Annotated in this window: 9 protein-coding genes; 4 read left to right on the forward strand and 5 right to left on the reverse strand. The window is 71.9% G+C overall.

Annotated elements, in window-relative coordinates:
* Positions 1-13 precede the first annotated feature (13 nt).
* Positions 14-580: a DJ-1/PfpI family protein gene (locus NLX86_RS29930; RefSeq protein ID WP_254374943.1), complete on the reverse strand. Its 567-nt coding sequence runs from the start codon at positions 578-580 to the stop codon at positions 14-16.
* A 431-nt stretch (positions 581-1,011) separates the two neighbouring features.
* Between NLX86_RS29930 and NLX86_RS29935 the strand changes: the two genes are divergently transcribed.
* Positions 1,012-6,093 carry an NAD-glutamate dehydrogenase gene (locus NLX86_RS29935; RefSeq protein ID WP_254374944.1) on the forward strand — a complete coding sequence of 1,694 codons (5,082 nt, stop codon included), beginning with the start codon at positions 1,012-1,014 and terminating at the stop codon, positions 6,091-6,093.
* A 58-nt stretch (positions 6,094-6,151) separates the two neighbouring features.
* Here NLX86_RS29935 and NLX86_RS29940 read toward each other — a convergent pair whose 3' ends face one another.
* Together NLX86_RS29940 and NLX86_RS29945 are read right to left on the reverse strand one after the other, a co-directional pair.
* A complete protein-coding gene (locus NLX86_RS29940) occupies positions 6,152-6,922 on the reverse strand; it encodes an ABC transporter ATP-binding protein (RefSeq protein WP_254374945.1) in 771 nt (256 codons plus the stop codon).
* On the reverse strand, positions 6,915-7,892 hold the full coding sequence (locus tag NLX86_RS29945; protein ID WP_374213993.1) for an ABC transporter permease: 978 nt from the start codon (positions 7,890-7,892) through the stop codon (positions 6,915-6,917). Before NLX86_RS29945 ends, NLX86_RS29940 begins: the two co-directional genes overlap by 8 nt.
* A 111-nt stretch (positions 7,893-8,003) precedes the next feature.
* Between NLX86_RS29945 and NLX86_RS29950 the strand changes: the two genes are divergently transcribed.
* Together NLX86_RS29950 and NLX86_RS29955 are read left to right on the forward strand one after the other, a co-directional pair.
* A complete protein-coding gene (locus NLX86_RS29950) occupies positions 8,004-8,615 on the forward strand; it encodes a TetR/AcrR family transcriptional regulator (protein ID WP_254374946.1) in 612 nt (203 codons plus the stop codon).
* Positions 8,616-8,709: 94 nt separating this feature from the next.
* Positions 8,710-10,344: a glycosyltransferase family 39 protein gene (locus tag NLX86_RS29955; protein WP_254374947.1), complete on the forward strand. Its 1,635-nt coding sequence runs from the start codon at positions 8,710-8,712 to the stop codon at positions 10,342-10,344.
* Here NLX86_RS29955 and NLX86_RS29960 read toward each other — a convergent pair.
* Together NLX86_RS29960 and NLX86_RS29965 are read right to left on the reverse strand one after the other, a co-directional pair.
* Entirely contained in the window at positions 10,244-11,776 is a 1,533-nt protein-coding gene (locus NLX86_RS29960; RefSeq protein WP_254374948.1) for a hypothetical protein, read from the reverse strand. The two genes, NLX86_RS29955 and NLX86_RS29960, sit on opposite strands and share 101 nt — an antisense overlap.
* A gap of 2 nt (positions 11,777-11,778) precedes the next feature.
* Positions 11,779-15,447, reverse strand: a complete 3,669-nt coding sequence (locus tag NLX86_RS29965) for a CDP-glycerol glycerophosphotransferase family protein (RefSeq protein WP_254374949.1) — start codon at positions 15,445-15,447, stop codon at positions 11,779-11,781.
* 102 nt (positions 15,448-15,549) lie between these two features.
* On the opposite strand from NLX86_RS29965, the gene NLX86_RS29970 reads away from it, so the two are divergent.
* A complete protein-coding gene (locus NLX86_RS29970; RefSeq protein ID WP_254374950.1) occupies positions 15,550-17,655 on the forward strand; it encodes a bifunctional glycosyltransferase family 2 protein/CDP-glycerol:glycerophosphate glycerophosphotransferase in 2,106 nt (701 codons plus the stop codon).
* Positions 17,656-17,691: the final 36 nt, after the last annotated feature.

The following is a 17,691-nucleotide window of genomic DNA, read 5'->3' on the forward strand; positions in this document are numbered from 1 at the left end:
GCGCATGGGCGCGTCAGGTCACCGGTGCCTTGGTGCGCAGTACCGTCAGGAACTCCCGCATCCAGCTCGAGTGGTCCGGCCAGGCGCGGGCCGAGACGAGGGTGCCGTCGACCACCGTCTCGACGTCCTGGAAGGTGGCGCCCGCCGTCTGCATGTCCAGTTCCAGGGCCGGGTAGGCGGTGACGCGGCGGCCGCTGAGGCCGCCGATGGCCGCCGTCAGCAGCGGGCCGTGGCAGATCTGCGCGATGGGCTTGTCGGCGTCGAAGAAGGACTTGAGGATCTTGCGCAGCTCGGGGTCGTTGCGCAGGTACTCGGGGGCCCGGCCGCCTGGGATGACCAAGGCCGCGTAGTCTCCGGGATCGACCTCGGAGAAGGCCAGGTCGGCGGGCCAGGTGTAGCCCGGCTTCTCGGTGTACGTGTCGAAGCCCGGCTCGAAGTCGTGGACCACGAACTGGAGCTTCTTGCGCGCGGGGGCCGCGATCTCGACCTCGTACCCCTCCTCGCGCAGCCGCTGGTACGGGTAGAGGACTTCCAGCGACTCCGCCGCGTCACCGGTCACGATGAGGATCTTCGTTGTCATGACTGCTGCTCCTCGTCAGTGGACTGCCGCCAACGTGCACCGGTGACAGGAGTTTGCCAAGAGGGCACGCGTCGCTGTCCAGAACGTCAAACTTCACCCCCTTCTTTTGTACACATACGGCTCATGACGCGTCGGGGGGGCAGGGCGATAGCCTGGACCCGTGATCAGCGCGATACGCCTCGGGGGCAGTGAAGCCCCCTGGGGGAACCTCCCAGCGGTAGCTGGGGGACTGCGCCCGGCGCACCACCGTGCCCGGGCCTTCGCTGATCCCTGCTGCCAGGGCCGGTCGGCTGCCACATTGGCCGATTCCGCCCCGGTCATCTCTTATCCCGACATAGCGTCGACTCCGACCGGACACCCCGCGTCGCGGCGGTACGTCATTTTTTCCTTCACCTACGTCACGCAACGGCGCGCGACAGGAGCCAGAGGACATGCAGACCAAGCTGGACGAAGCCAAGGCCGAGCTGCTCGCACGGGCGGCCCGGGTAGCTGAGCACAGCGAAGAGGGCCCCGACCGGGACGCGCTCCTCGCCTACCTCCAGCGCTACTACCTGCACACCGCCCCCGAGGACCTGACCGACCGCGACCCGGTCGATGTGTTCGGCGCGGCGCTTTCGCACTACCGACTGGCCGAGAACCGTCCGCAGGGCACCGCCAACGTCCGGGTGCACACCCCGACCGTCGAGGAGAACGGCTGGACCTGCAGCCACTCCGTCGTCGAGGTCGTCACCGACGACATGCCCTTCCTGGTCGACTCCGTCACCAACGAACTCTCCCGCCAGGGCCGCGGCATCCATGTCGTGATCCACCCGCAGGTCGTCGTCCGCCGCGACCTCACCGGCAAGCTCATCGAGGTCCTCGGCCCCGACTGCGCCCACCCGTCGCCCGGCCGCCACCCCTCATCGAGTCCCTCCGGGACGCCGAATGATCTCGGCGACGACACCGTCCGCCCGCACGACGCGCTCGTCGAGTCCTGGATCCATGTCGAGATGGACCGCGAGACCGACCGCGCCGACCTCAAGCAGATCACCGCCGACCTGCTGCGCGTCCTGTCCGACGTGCGCGAGGCCGTCGAGGACTGGGAGAAGATGCGCGACGCCGCGATGCGCATCGCCGACGAGCTGCCCAGCGAGCCCACCGCCGACGATCTGCGCGACCAGGAGGTCGAGGAGGCGCGCGAGCTGCTGCGCTGGCTCGCCGACGACCACTTCACGTTCCTCGGCTACCGCGAGTACCAGCTCACCGAAGACGACTCGCTGTCCGCCGTCGCCGGCACCGGCCTCGGCATCCTGCGCTCCGACCCGCACCACAGCGGTTCAGACGACGGCCACCCCGTCTCGCCGTCTTTCAACCGGCTGCCCGCCGACGCCCGCGCGAAGGCGCGCGAGCACCGGCTCCTCATCCTCACCAAGGCGAACAGCCGCTCCACGGTCCACCGCCCGAGCTACCTCGACTACGTCGGCGTGAAGAAGTTCGACGCCAAGGGCAACGTCATCGGCGAACGGCGCTTCCTCGGCCTGTTCTCCTCGGCCGCGTACACCGAGTCGGTCCGCCGCGTCCCGGTCATCCGCCGTAAGGTCGCCGAGGTGCTGGACGGCGCCGGCTTCTCGCCGCACAGTCACGACGGCCGCGACCTGCTGCAGATCCTCGAGACGTACCCGCGCGACGAGCTCTTCCAGACGAAGGTCGACCAGCTCCGCTCGATCGTCACCAGCGTGCTGTACCTCCAGGAACGCCGCCGGCTGCGGCTCTACCTGCGCCAGGACGAATACCGCCGCTACTACTCGGCCCTCGTCTACCTGCCGCGCGACCGCTTCACCACCAATGTCCGGCTGCGTCTGATCGACATCCTCAAGGAGGAGCTCGGCGGCACCAGCGTCGACTTCACCGCCTGGAACACCGAGTCGATCCTCTCCCGCCTCCACTTCGTCGTCCGGGTCCCGCCGGGCACCGAGCTGCCCGACCTCACCGACGCCGACGCCGACCGCATCGAGGCCCGGCTCGTCGAGGCCGCCCGCTCCTGGGCCGACGGCTTCGCCGAGGCGCTCAACGCCGAGACCGGCGAGGAGCGCGCCGCCGAGCTGCTGCGCCGCTACGGTGCCGGCTTCCCCGAGGGCTACAAGGCCGACCACTCGCCGCGCGCCGCCGTCGCCGACCTCCTCCAGCTGGAGCGCCTCTCGACGAGCGGGAAGGACTTCGCGCTCTCCCTGTACGAGCCGGTGGGCGCCGCCCCCGGCGAGCGCCGCTTCAAGATCTACCGCGCGGGCGACCAGGTCTCCCTCTCCGCCGTCCTGCCGGTTCTCAACCGGCTCGGTGTCGAGGTCGTCGACGAGCGGCCGTACGAGCTGCGCCGCGCGGACCGCACGCACGCCTGGGTCTACGACTTCGGTCTGCGGATGCCCGCCCCGGTGGCCAACGGCGACTACCTCGCCGACGACGCGCGCCAGCGGTTCCAGGAGGCGTTCTCGGCGGTCTGGACGGGCGCGGCCGAGAACGACAACTTCAACAGCCTGGTGCTGCGGGCCGGCCTCGACTGGCGGCAGGCCGTGGTGCTGCGCGCGTACGCCAAGTACCTGCGGCAGGCCGGTTCCACCTTCAGCCAGGACTACATGGAGGACACCCTCTGCAACAACGTCCACACCACCCGGCTGCTGGTCTCCCTCTTCGAGGCCCGGATGTCGCCGGACCGCCAGCGGGCCGGCACCGAGCTCACCGACGCGCTGCTGGAGGAGATGGACCTGGCGCTCGACCAGGTCGCCTCGCTCGACGAGGACCGCATCCTGCGCGCCTTCCTCACCCTCATCAAGGCCACCCTTCGCACCAACTTCTTCCAGAGCGCCAGCGAGGGAAGCGACAAGAGGGGCCAGAGCGCCAGCGAGGGAAGCGACAAGAGGGGCCAGAGCGCCAGCGAGGGAAGCGACAAGAGGGGCCAGGAGGCGGCGGGCGGCCAGCAGCACGAGTACGTCTCGATGAAGTTCGACCCGCAGGCCATCCCGGACCTGCCCGCGCCCCGCCCGGCGTACGAGATCTGGGTCTACTCGCCGCGCGTGGAGGGCGTCCACCTGCGCTTCGGCAAGGTCGCCCGCGGCGGCCTGCGCTGGTCCGACCGCCGGGAGGACTTCCGTACCGAGGTTCTCGGGCTGGTCAAGGCGCAGATGGTGAAGAACACCGTCATCGTGCCGGTCGGCGCCAAGGGCGGCTTCGTCGCCAAGAACCTGCCGGACCCGGCGGTCGACCGCGACGCGTGGCTGGCCGAGGGCATCGCCGCGTACCGCACCTTCATCTCCGCGCTGCTGGACATCACCGACAACCTGGTGGCCGGCGAGGTCGTGCCGCCTGCCGATGTCGTGCGGCACGACGAGGACGACACGTACCTCGTCGTCGCGGCGGACAAGGGCACCGCGACCTTCTCCGACATCGCCAACGAGGTCGCGCAGTCGTACAACTTCTGGCTCGGTGACGCCTTCGCGTCCGGCGGCTCGGCCGGTTACGACCACAAGGGCATGGGCATCACCGCCCGCGGCGCCTGGGAGTCCGTCAAGCGGCACTTCCGCGAGCTCGGGCACGACACCCAGACGCAGGACTTCACCGCGGTCGGTGTCGGCGACATGTCCGGTGACGTCTTCGGCAACGGCATGCTGCTCAGCGAGCACATCCGCCTCGTCGCGGCCTTCGACCACCGGCACATCTTCATCGACCCGAACCCGGACTCGGCGGTCTCGTACGCCGAGCGCCGCCGGCTGTTCGAACTGCCGCGCTCGTCCTGGGCCGACTACAACAAGGAGCTGCTGTCCGCGGGCGGCGGCATCCACCCGCGTACGGCCAAGTCCATCCCGGTCAACGCGCATGTGCGCGAAGCCCTCGGGATCGAGGCCGGTGTCGCCAAGCTGACCCCGGCCGAGCTGATGAAGGCGATCCTGAAGGCGCCGGTGGACCTGCTGTGGAACGGCGGCATCGGTACGTACGTGAAGTCCGGCGCCGAATCGCAGGCCGACGTCGGCGACAAGGCGAACGACGCGATCCGCGTGAACGGCGAGGACCTGCGGGTCAAGGTCGTCGGCGAGGGCGGCAACCTGGGCCTGACCCAGCTCGGCCGGATCGAGTTCGCGCGCCACGGCGGCCCCGGCGGCGAGGGCGGGAAGGTCAACACCGACGCCATCGACAACAGCGCGGGCGTGGACACCTCCGACCACGAGGTGAACATCAAGATCCTGCTCAACGCGGTCGTCGCGGACGGCGACATGACCGTCAAGCAGCGCAACAAGCTGCTCGCCGAGATGACCGACGAGGTCGGCGCGCTGGTGCTGCGCAACAACTACGCGCAGAACACCGCGCTGGCCAACGCCGTCGCCCAGTCGCCCAGTCTGCTCCACGCCCACCAGCGCTTCATGCGCAAGCTGGGCCGCGACGGGCACCTCGACCGGGCGCTGGAGTTCCTGCCCAACGACCGGCAGATCCGCGAACTGCTCAACAACAGCCGCGGAATGAGCGAGCCGGAACTGGCGGTCCTCCTCGCGTACACGAAGATCACCTCCGCCGACGCGCTCATCGCCACCGGCCTGCCCGACGACCCGTACCTGCGCCGGCTGCTGCACGCCTACTTCCCGCAGGCGCTGCGCGAGAGGTTCCCCGAGCAGGTCGAGGCGCACGCGCTGCGCCGCGAGATCATCACCACGGTGCTGGTCAACGACACGGTGAACACCGGTGGTTCGACGTTCCTGCACCGGCTCCGCGAGGAGACCGGGGCCTCGCTGGAGGAGATCGTGCGGGCGCAGCTGGCGGCCCGCGAGATCTTCGATCTGGCCAAGGTCTGGGACGAGGTCGAGGCGCTCGACAACAAGGTCGCGGCCGGCATCCAGACCCGGATCCGGCTGCACTCGCGCCGTCTGGTCGAGCGCGGCACCCGCTGGCTGCTCAACAACCGTCCGCAGCCGCTGGAGGTCGCCGAGACCATCGACTTCTTCAGCGATGGTGTCACGCAGGTCTGGTCCGAGCTGCCCAAGCTGCTGCGCGGCGCCGACCTGGAGTGGTACCAGGGGATCCTGGACGAGATGACCGAGGCGGGCGTCCCCGGTGAACTGGCCGGGCGGGTGGCCGGCTTCTCCTCCGCCTTCCCGACGCTCGACATCGTCGCGATCGCGGACCGTATCGGCAAGGAGCCGATGGATGTCGCCGAGGTCTACTACGACCTCGCCGACCGGCTGCACATCACCAAGCTGATGGACCGCATCATCGAGCTGCCGCGGGCCGACCGCTGGCAGTCCATGGCCCGCGCGTCCATCCGCGAGGACCTGTTCGCCGCGCATGCCGGACTGACGTCCGAGGTGCTCTCGGTGGGCAACGGCACCTCCACTCCCGAGCAGCGTTTCCAGACCTGGGAGGAGAAGAACGCCGCGATCCTCACCCGGGCCCGCACCACGCTGGACGAGATCCAGGGCTCCGACTTCTTCGACCTGGCGAACCTGTCGGTCGCGATGCGGACGATGCGGACGCTGCTGCGTACGCACAGCTGACCCGTACGACGAGAGGGGGCGCCCGGACCTGGTCCGGGCGCCCCCTCTGCGCGTCGGGCTACTTCTTGCTGGTGAACTTCTCGTACGCGTCGCAGACTTCGTCCGTCGGACCGTCCATCCGCAGCGTGCCGGCCTCCAGCCAGATCGCCCGGTCGCAGGTCTCCCGGATCGTCCCGATGCCGTGGCTGACCAGGAACACCGTGCCGGCCTCCTCGCGCAATTCGGCGATGCGCTGCTGGCTGCGCCGGCGGAACTTGGCGTCACCGGTGGCGAGCGCCTCGTCGATCATCAGGACGTCGTGGCTCTTGGCGGCGGCGATGGAGAAACGCAGCCGGGCGCCCATGCCGGAGGAGTACGTCCGCATCGGGAGCGAGATGAAGTCGCCCTTCTCGTTGATCCCGGAGAAGTCGACGATGTCCTGGTAGCGCTCGCGGATCTCCCGGCGGGTCATGCCCATGGCCAGGCCGCCGAGCATGACGTTGCGCTCGCCCGTCAGGTCGCTCATCAGGGCGGCGTTCACGCCGAGCAGCGAGGGCTGTCCCTGGGTGTAGACCTTGCCGCTCGCGGCGGGCAGCAGTCCGGCGATCGTCTTGAGCAGGGTGGACTTGCCCGATCCGTTGGACCCGATCAGGCCGATCGCCTCGCCCTTGTACGCGGTGAAGCTGACGCCCTTGACGGCGTGCACCTCGCGTACGCCGGGGGAGCCCTTGCGGGAGATGATCCGGCGCAGCGCCGTGACGGCGCTGCCCTTGCCCGAGCCGCCGCTGTTGACCTTGTAGATCACATGGACGTCGTCGGCGATCACGGTGGGGATTCTGGGTTCAGCCACGGCCGTATTCCTCCTCTGCCTTCCAGAAGTAGACGAAGCCGCCGAATCCCGCAAGAACGGCCCAGCCGATGGCGAGAAACCACACATGGGACGGCAGCTGGGCGGCGGTGAAGCTGTCGATGAGGGCGAAGCGCATGAGGTCGATGTAGACGGCCGCCGGATTGCATTCGAGCGCCAGCACGACGAAGCGCGGCAGGTCGGCGCCGTCGAGTACGTGGTCGAGGCTCCACATCACGCCGGAACCGTACATCCAGGTGCGCAGGAAGAACGGCGTGAGCTGGCTGATGTCCGGCGTCCGATGGGCCAGCCGGGCCACGGTCAGCGCGCAGCCGGTGTTGAACAGCGCCTGCAGGAACAGCGCGGGGACGGCCAGCAGCCAGGCCGGCCGCGGGTGCTGCCCGAAGCAGACCAGCAGCACGGCCAGCGCGCCCATGGAGAACAGCAGCTGCTGGAGCTGCTGGAGGGCGGCGGCGATCGGCAGGGCGGCGCGCGGGAAGTGCAGGGCCCGTACGAGGCCGATGCTGCCGGTGATCGCGCGGGTTCCGGCGGTGATCGTGGTGCTGGTGAAGTTCCAGATGAAGACGCCCGTGATCAGGAAGGGCACGAAATCCGGGACGCGGCGGCCGGTGCCGAGCAGGACGCCGAAGACGAAGTAGTAGACCGCCGCGTTGAGCAGCGGGGTCATGACCTGCCATACCTGGCCCAGCTTCGCGGTGCTGTACTGCGCGGTCAGCCGGGCGGTGGCGAGCGTGCCGATGAAGTGGCGGCGGGCCCACAGCCGGTGGGTGTACTGGCCCATCGTCGGGCGCTCACCGCAGACGGACAGGCCGTGTGCTGCCGCCAGCTCGGCGGGGCTCGGTTCGGCAGGGCTCGGTTCGGCAGGGCTCGGTTCGGCGGGGCTCGGTTCGGCGGGGCTCGGCTCCGGGCCGGGCGGCTGCGCCCCGGCGGGCAGCTCGATCGTCTGACTCACAGCAGTCGCTTTCGACGGGGACGAGAGGACGGGACCGTATCGTCGTTACGGGGAGGGTAGGCGGGGCGACGTCGAAACGCAACCGTATCGTCGTGACGCTATGCTGTGTGCATGACCACCGACCCGGGAACCCCACGCCGCGCTCCCGCCGGAGCCGCAGTGCTCCGGGAGGACGTGACCGAAGCGATCCGTGCCGCCGTCTTCGAGGAGCTTGCCGCCGTCGGCTTCGCCCGCATGTCGATCGAGGGCATCGCGCGCCGTGCAGGCGTCGGCAAGACCGCCGTCTACCGCCGCTGGCGCTCCAAGCTGCACCTCGTCCTCGACCTGGTCTCCGCCTTCGCCGCGCAGGGCCTGCCGGTGCCCGCCACCGGTTCGCTGTACGGCGATGTCAGGGCGCTCCTCGAAGTGATGTCCCACGTGCTGCGGCACCCCCTGGCCTCGCAAGTCATCCCCGACCTGCTGGTGGAGTCAGTACGCAATCCCGAACTGGCCGACGCGATCCGCAGCGCGCTGGTCGACGGGCAGCAGGGCATCGCGGGCAAGATCGTGCACGATGCCGTCGCGCGCGGCGAACTGCCCGAGGGCATCGATCCGGACCGGGCGCTCGACCTCGTCATCGGGCCGCTGTACTGGCGGCTCGTGGTGGTCCGTACGGAGCTGCCGAAGGGCTATCTGGACGCGCTGGCGGCGTCCGTCGTCGCGGGGCTGGCGACGCGGCGCTGACGACCCCGGCGGGACGCGTCTGCGACACGGTGGATTCACGGCCGCCTGGCCGAAGGTACCCGGAAACGCCGCCCTGGCCGTCGAAGATCGGCGTATGCGGTCCACTCGTACGGCTGTACTGGTCCTCCTGGTCCCGTTGGTCCCGTTCGCGGTGATGCTCGCCCTGGGCCTCTGGGGTCTGGACCGTGGCACCATGTGGCGCGACGAGAGCGCCACCTTCCAGGTCGCCCGGCGCTCGCTCCCCGAGATCGCCGACCTGATCACCTCGGTCGACGCCGTACACGGCCTCTACTACGTGCTGATGCACTTCGTCCTCGCCCCCTTCCCGAGCGAGGTCGCCCTCCGGCTGCCGTCCGTGCTGGGCGCGGCCGGTACCGCCGCGCTCGTCGCCGCCACCGGCGCCCGGCTGGCGCGGCCGCGGGTCGGGCTGTGGGCCGGACTCGCGTACGCCGTCACGCCGTTCGTCGGCCACTACGCGCAGGAGGGACGCTCCTACGCACTGGTCGCCTGCGCCGCGGCGCTCGCGACCCTGCTCCTGCCGTACGCCGCCGAGCGGGGCGGCACCCGGCGGTGGGCCGCGTACGCGGCGGTCGCCGCCTGCGCGGCGCTGCTGCACATGTTCGCGCTGCTGCTGCTCGCGGCCCATGCGGCGACCCTGCTGCTGTCACGCGTGGAGCGGCGGGTCTGGCGGGGGTGGGCGGCGGCCGCGGGGGCGGTGTGCGTGGTGCTGGCTCCGCTGGTGGTGATGTCGCGCGGCCAGAGCGGTCAGGTCGGCTGGCTGGCGAAGCCGGACGCGGTGGCGGCCGGGCAGCTCGTGCTCGCCTTCACCGGACCCAGGACCCTGGTCACCGTCACCCTGGCGCTGACCGCACTGGCCCTGCTGCGGCCGCTGCCCGGGAAGGCCCCCGGCAGGCTGCCCCTGGCGGCGGTCGCCCTGCCGCTGGTACTGGTCCCGCCGGTCCTGCTGCTGGCGGTGTCCCAGTGGGAGCCGCTCTACTTCGACCGCTATGTGCTCTTCTCCCTGGCAGGGGTGCCGCTGCTGGCCGCGGCGGGCGCGGAGCGCCTGGTCCACGACACCGTCGGCGCCCTGCGAGCCGCTGGCATGCTCGGCCGCGGCTCCGCCGCCGAGTGCGCCGGCAGGTCCGCTGCCGAGCCCGTCGCCGCGCCCCGCCCCCGGCCACGGCGGTGGCCGAGGTCGCCCGGGTTGTCCAGGTCGGTGACAGCCCTGGTCGGCGCGGTCGCCGTTGCCGTGGCGTTCTGGTGGCAGCTGTCGGACCACGAGCGGCTGCGCCTCACCATCTCCCGGGCAGACGACTTCGCCGCCATCGCCCGGACCGCCGACCGGGCCATGGGCCCCGGCGAGCCGGTTCTCTACCTGCCCGGCTTCAGCCGCCGGACAGCGCTCGGGTATCCCCGCCGGTTCGAGGACGCCCGCGATGTCGCGCTTCGCGAGCCGGCCGCGCGCTCCGGAACGCTGTACGGAACCGAGTTCGACGGCGCCGAGCTGCGCCGAAGACTCGCCTGCCTCGACCGGGTGTGGGTGCTGATCACATCGCAGGCCACGCGCGGCGCATGGCAGCCCGACGACCCCTCCGACCGCGCGAAACTGGCGGTGTTACGCGAGGAGTTCACGCGCCGGGAGACCCATCGCTCGGGCGACGCCCTGCTGGCTCTGTACGTACGAATGACTCCGGCACCCGGGCCAGGACCTCGCCCGTACGCGGGCTGAACGCCACCACCACCGCCTCTTCGGGCACCCGCTGGTGGGGCAGGAGCAGCAGCCAGCCGACCCGGTAGCGGCGCACCACGGCGGCCCGTTCCGCCCGCGTCGAGGACGGCGAGAGATACCGGGCCACCGCCCGCTGCCTGCGCACCCGCTCCCGCTCGTCGAGGGCCGGATCGGGCCAGGTCGGCGCGACCAGGAAGGGCCCGTAGCCCGGCAGCGCACGGGTGGACCGGTACCCGCTCGTCAGCACCACCTCGCCCGGCCCGATGTACCGGGCGGCCCAGGCGTACGTGGCCCAGCTCGGCGGGCGCCCGAAGCCGACCGGGTCCACGGCCCGCGGCACGACCGCCCCCGCCTGGACGGTGACGAACCCCACGCACGCACCCGCCGCCGCCAGCGGGGCGAGGACCCGGCGCACCAGCGGCCACGGGCGGGGCTGCGCCAGCTCGACGGCCAGCGCGAACTGGAGCGGAACCAGCGCCAGTCCGAGAATGCGGCCGTACGTGTACTGCCCGCTGACCCACCCGTACGCGACGACCAGGCACTCCGCCGCGCACATCAGCACCAGCGGGTCGCGGCGGTCGCGCCGCCAGCGCAGCCACAGGGCCGGCAGTCCCAGCAGCGCGAGCCAGAAGCGGCCGGGCAGTTCGGTGTAGAGACGCTGGTGGATGAGGTCCACGCTCCCGTCGCCGACGAGCGAGAACACGCTGAAGTACGGCCACGCCACGGCCACCGCGACGGCCACGGCCGCGGTCAGGGCCCAGCGCGCGAGAACCACCCGGTACCGGTCGTGCTGCCGTCCGGCGAGGAACGCCGCCGTCCCGATCCCCGCGGCCACGGCGGTGATCGGGTGGACGAGCACCGTGAGCCCGAGGAGCAGTCCGAGCCCGGCGTGCGCCAGGAGCCGCGCGCCGTCGCGGGCCGCGCGGCCGGCCGACGCCCAGAGATGGAAGGCGAGGCCGGTCGCGAACGTACTCGGATAGGACAGGTTCCCGGTCATCGACAGCAGCCCGAGATAGCCGCTCCACCACGCCGTCCGCGTCCCCCACAGCAGCACCATCGCGGCGAGCGCGAGCACCGGGGCCCACGGGCGCGAGGTCGGGGTCAGGGTCCGGGTGAGGCGCCCGACGCCGGTGAGCAGCACCAGCAGGTTGACCGGCCCGGACAGCCTGACGATGTGCCGCCCGCCCAGCCCGCTCCACTCGGCCAGCAGCCCCTGCACCAGCGCATAGGGCGAGTAGTACGGGCTTCCGGCGCCCGGCAGATCCGCCATCGGGTGCGCCGGATGCAGCCAGTCCGCCCGGACGCGCTCGACGACCGCCGCGTGCTGCCCGAAGTCGCAGCACATCGGCACCCGCCAGGCCGCGGCGACCATCACCACCCAGAACAGCCCGCCGACAACCAGGTACGGGGTGGGGCGCACCGGCGGCGGCATGGTCAGCGCAACAGCCGGTCGGCGACCCTCGCCGCCGCCCCGCCGTCGTCCAGGTCGCAGAAGTCGGTACGGAAGGAGGCGTACGCGCCGGCATGGCGGGCGCTGAGCGCTTCCAGGTCGCGCAGTGCCCCGATCAGCTCACCGGTGTCGCGCAGCAGCGGACCCGGCGCGCGGGCCTCGAAGTCCAGCGTGAAGCCGCGGACGGTGTCCCGGTAGTGCTCAAGGTCGTACGTGTGGAAGAGCATCGGCCGTCCGGTATGGGCGAAGTCGAACATCAGCGAGGAGTAGTCGGTCACCAGGACGTCGGCGGCCAGCAGCAGTTCGCCGGTGCGGGGGTGGCCGGAGACATCGCGCGCGAAGGGCGCCCGGGCGCCGGGCACGCTGCCGGTGACCTGGGGATGCCTGCGCACCAGGAGGACGTGGTCCCGGCCGAGGGCGCGCTCGGCGGCCGCCAGATCGAGGGCCGGGCCGAAGCGGTGGCGGCCGGGTGCGTACGCGAGATGGTCCCGGAAGGTCGGCGCGTACAGCACGACGCGCTTGCCGCCCTCGATGCCGAGCTCCCGGCGCACCCGCTCCGCCCTCTTCCGCCGGCCCGGGGCGAACAGCAGGTCGTTGCCCGGCGATCCGGCCTCCAGCACCTCGCCCCCGTACGCCAGCGCGCGGCGCAGCCCCGGGGTCGCGAAGCGGCTCGGCGAGACGAGGACGTCCCACTGGCGGGCCAGCCGGGGGAGCGCGCCGAGGTGGCGGTGGTCGGCGTAGAGGGTCCCGGCGAGATCCGTGCCGATGCGCCACAGTGGGGTGCCGGGCCAGGTCTGTACGACGGTCTGGCCGTCCCGGCGCTCGAACCACTCCGGCAGGTGGCCGGCGGCGACGATCCGGCGGCAGCGCGCGAGCGCCTCGTACCAGGCGGTGCTGTGCAGTTCGACGGCGGTCGCGGTGGGCGGGACGCGTGTCTGCTGGTCGTGTGCGACCCACAGCTGCTCGATGCCGGTGCCGCGCCGCACCAGTTCCTCGTGGACGGCGCGGGGGGAGTCACCGTCGAAGTACAGCACCGCGTGGAGCAGCGGGAGTGCGCGCTGCGCCGGGTAGTGCGCGCTGCGGAGCGCGTGCTGACGGTACACGCCCCGCTCGGAGGGCGGCAGCAGGGAACCGGCCGTGATCAGCAGCCGGTCCCCGGCCCGCCGGTCCACACTGAACTCCCGCCCCCGGTCCCAGCGGTGAAGGGGCAGCCCATCCAAAGCCCCGGCGAGCACGCGCAACGGCACCCCGCGGCCATGGGGCCCCGCCCGACGCCCGGCCTCGGACCCCTGCCCGTGCTCGGCCCCGAGTCCTTGCCCGGGACCGGGCCCTTGGCCTGGGAATTGGCCGTGTGCGGGGTCCTGCCCGGTCCCGAATTCACCCCCGTGCCCCGGTCCGCGGCTCGGCTTCCGCGCGCGGTCGGGCTCGCCCCCGAGCCCTTGCCCGTTGCCCTGACCGGACCCGCTTCCCGGCTCGCCCTCGCGCTCGCGCAGGAACACGTACCAGCTGCCCTCGCAGAGGGCGCCGCCGCCCGGGGCGAAGACCGTGGAGAAGCGGCCGCCGTGGCGCTCCACGGGGGCGGTCACCTCGTCGTCGGTGGCGCTGTGCCGGAGCACCAGCTCCAGTTCCGGCTCCGCGTTCCGGCCGCCGCGCGCCACCGTTCCCCCGATCCGCACGGCGGCGAGGCGGTCGTCCCATGCGATGCGGTCGACGACCGGCCGGCGCGTGAGCTCCAGGGCGAGCCGCCCGTACGCGTCCGCCGTGACGCACAGCTCCCGCCCGGCCGCGCCGGCGAGCACGTACCGCCCCGGCGCCATCTCCGCCGCCGCAGCCACCTCCGCCGGCGAGCCGTCCGCCAGTTCCAGCGCGGCCTGGCGCAGCTCCCCGTCCGGCGGGACGACCTCCAGCGGCTCGCGGTGCGGCGGCGGCTGCGGTACGCCCGCGCCCGCCAGGTCCGCGCGTGCGATCCGTACCGAGAAGCGCTTGCCGTCGCAGCTCACCGCCACCGGGTACGTGGACGCCCCTCCGATCCGCAGCGCGACCGGCCGTGCGCCGCCGAACAGCCGGCCGGTCAGCTCCACCGCGTCCACGTCGAGGCGGTGTCCCTCCACCCGCGCGGCGTACTCCCGCACCTCGACGGTGGCCCGGCCGTCCCGGAAGTCCAGCACCAGCCGGCGCCCCTCGCCCGTATCACGGACCAGCGGCTGCGCCGACGCCGCGTCCAGGGCGCGTACCGCCGCCCGGCGCACCACCCCGTGCCCGGCGACCACGACGCCGACCAGCCAGGCGCCTGCCTTCAGCTTCTTCGGATCGACCGTCATCTCGAAGCCGGACAGGTCGTAACAGTGCAGCTCCTGGCCCGAGTTCTCGGTCGTCTCCGGCGCGTACACCGTCCGGGTCGGCACCCGCCGCAGCAGCGGGCCGCCCCCCGTCCCGCGCAGCAGCCCCGCCTTGAGGGAGTGGTGCGGAGCCGTCGCGCCGAGGTTGCGGATGTACGCGTACCCCGCCAGCCGCAGGGTGCCGTCGTCCGCCCACCTGGCCTCCCGGAGCCGCGCCACGACGGGCAGTTCACCGCGGCGCAGCCGTGCGGCCGGCGCTTCCGGGTACGCGGCGCTGCGCCGGCCCAGCCGGTCCCGCCGCACCGCGAACACCCCCCGCCCGTTCCGCTGTTCAAAGACGAGGACGTCGAGCAGTTCGGTCAGCCGCCGGTCGCGTACCAGCCGCCACTTGATGCGCAGGTCCACCGGGAGTCCGTCGATGATCCGGGGGTCGGCGCGGGCCAGGAACGCGGTCGTCCCGGCCAGGAACGCGCTGCGGTACTCGGGGCTGCCGGCCGGGAGCCCCTCCAGGAAGTAGACGAAGTCGTCCTTGAGGCAGGACAGTTCGTACGCACGCCGCTGGCCGGCGCCGCGATCCGACGACAGGCTCCGGTCCGCCAGGAATCCCCGGACGTCCTCGCAGGCGCGGATCCGGTCCCGTACGCCCCTGACGTCCGTACGCCGGCGGGTGATCGAACCCTCGCGCACCCGCCAGTAGTAGACGTGCTCCCGCAGGACGTCGACCGACTCCGCGAGGTAGTGCGCCGGGATCATCACCGGGGCGTCCTCGTACAGCCTGCCCTCCGGGAAGGCGAAGCCGTGCCGGTCCCAGAAAGTGCGCCGGAACACCTTGTTCCAGGCGACCCGGTCCGTGAGCAGCTCCGGGGCGCGCGTGATGTGGGTCCGTTCGCGTGTCACGGTGAGCCACCGGTACTGCCAGGCCTGCTCGCGGCCGTGTTCGGTCAGCCGCCACACATTGCCGGTCGCGAAGTCCGACCCGGTGGCGTCCAGGCTCGCGACCATGCGCTCGTACGCGTCGGGCGCCACGACGTCGTCGCTGTCGACGAACGCCAGATAGGGCGTGCCCGGTGTGGTGTGCCGTACGCCCGTGTTGCGCGCAGCGCTGAGCCCGGCGTTCTCCTGCCGTACGTATCTGAACCGCGGGTCCCGCTCGGCGAATTCTCTCGCGATGCGCGGGCTGCCGTCCGTCGAGCCGTCGTCCACCATCACCACCTCGACCGCGACCCCCGTCCGGCCGGCCACCGACCGCAGGCACTCCCGGAGGTACTCCTCCACGTTGTGGACGGGGACGACGACGCTTAGACGTGGTTTCACGGAAGGTCAACCCCGGGTGACGGACGACGGTCACCGCCACTGGGCCGAACGGGTGATCCGCCGTTTTCGCCGTACGTGCCCGGATGGCTACTGTCGGTCGCCGTGCCTCTATTCAGCGTTGTCGTACCCGTGTACCGCGTCCAGGGCTATCTGCGGGAGTGCCTGGAATCCGTACTCAACCAGTCCTGCGGCGACTTCGAACTCATCGTGGTGGACGACCACTCGCCCGACGCTTGCGGCGCGATCGCCGCCGAGTACGCCGAGCGCGACGCCCGGGTGCGGCTGCTGAGCACGGCCGCGCACGCCGGGACGGGCGCGGCGCGCAATGCCGGGGCCGGCCAGGCCTGCGGCCGGCATCTGCTCTTCCTCGACGGCGACGACATCCTGCTGCCGGGCGCGCTGGAGGCCGTCGCCGACCGGCTCGCCACGGCCGGGGAACCGGAGCCGGACCTGCTCCTCCTCGGGCACGACAGCATCGACTGGTGGGGGGACGTCCACCCCGCCGGGGTCTCGTTCGACGATCCGCTCGGGGCGACCCCGGCCGCCTGGAACCGGGTGTTCCGGCGCGACTTCTTCGTACGGCACGGGCTGCGCTTCCCGGACGGTCCGTACGGGGACGTGCTGCCCGTCCACCAGGCCACCCTCCTCGCCGCCGACAACACGGCGGTGCTCGACGAGGTGTGCGTGCGGTGGCGCGAGCGGCGCTCCGGCAGCGTGTCGACGACCCCCGGCCGGCACCACTTCGCGATCACCGAGCAGTACGCGTACCTCCTCGCGGCCACCCCGGACGCGGCCGACCGGGCCCGGCTCTTCCCGTACATGATCCGCCATCTGCTGGCCGTGCTCACCGATCCCGGCCGCATCGCCGCCCCCGACCGCGCGGACTTCTTCCGGGCCGTCTCCGACCACTACCGGACCCACCGGCCCGACGACTACCAACCGCCGGCCGGTGAGGCAGGACCGCGCCACCGGGCCCTCGCCGCCGGCTCGTACGCCGCGTTCCGGGCCGTGCGGGCCGCCGACAGCGGCCTCGCGCACGGGCGTGCCGTACTGGGCGCGGGAAAGAAGGCACTGCGCCGCCAGGTCCTGCGGACCGCCTACCGCGCCGATCTGCACCGCCCGCTCGACCCGGACCTGGCCGTCTACGGCGCGTACTGGAACCGCGGGGTCTCCTGCAATCCGGCCGCGATCCACCGCAAGGCCCGCGAACTCGCCCCGCACATCCGCGGCGTGTGGGTCGTCGGCAGCCGGTACCGCGACCGGCTTCCCGAGGGCACCGACCACGTCATCGAGGGGTCCCGCGGCTACTGGCAGGTCATGGCCCGCGCAACGTACCTGGTCAACAACTCCGGCTTCCCCGGCGGCTTCACCAAGCGGCCCGGCCAGATCTATCTGCAGACCCATCACGGCACCCCGCTCAAGACGATGGGCCTCGACCAGCGCCGCTACCCGGCCGGCGGCCACGGCATCAGCTTCGCCAAGGTCCTCGACCACGCCGACCAGTGGGACTACAGCCTCTCCGCGAACCAGCACTCCACCGAGGTCTGGGAGCGGGTCTATCCCAGTACGTACGAGGCGCTGAACCTGGGATACCCGCGCAACGACGTCTACTTCACCTCCGCCGCCGACGACATCGCGCGCATCCGCGCCGGCCTCGGCATCGAACCCGGCCAGCGGGCGGTCCTCTACGCCCCCACGCACCGCGACTACCAGCAGGGCTTCCACCCGCGACTGGACCTGGCACGCTTCGCCGACCTGCTCGGCCCCTCCTGCGTCCTCCTCGTCCGCGCCCACTACTACTACCGTGAGGCCGCCCACCTCGCGCCCCGCCCCCGGACCGGCCACGTCATCGACGTCACCGACCACCCCTCCACCGAAGAACTCGCGCTGGCCGCCGATGTGTTGATCACCGACTACTCGTCACTGATGTTCGACTACGCGTGCCTCGACCGCCCGGTCGTCGTCTACGCCCCCGACTGGCAGGCGTACCGGCTCTCCCGTGGCACGTACCTCGACCCGCTCTCGGGCCGCCTGGGCGACACCCCCGGCGCGATCGCCACCAGCGAACCCGAACTCCGCGACCTCTTCCGCCACGACGGCTGGGACACGGACGCGACGGCGAAGCTGCGCGAGGCGTTCCGGGCGCGCTTCTGCCCGTACGAGGACGGACGGGCCGCCGAGCGCGTGGTGCGCCGCGTCTTCGGATGACCACGACCAGTCCTAGACCAGTCCTAGACCAGTCCT

It is taken from the genome of Streptomyces sp. A3M-1-3 (assembly GCF_024213665.1).
GTDB lineage: Bacteria > Actinomycetota > Actinomycetes > Streptomycetales > Streptomycetaceae > Streptomyces.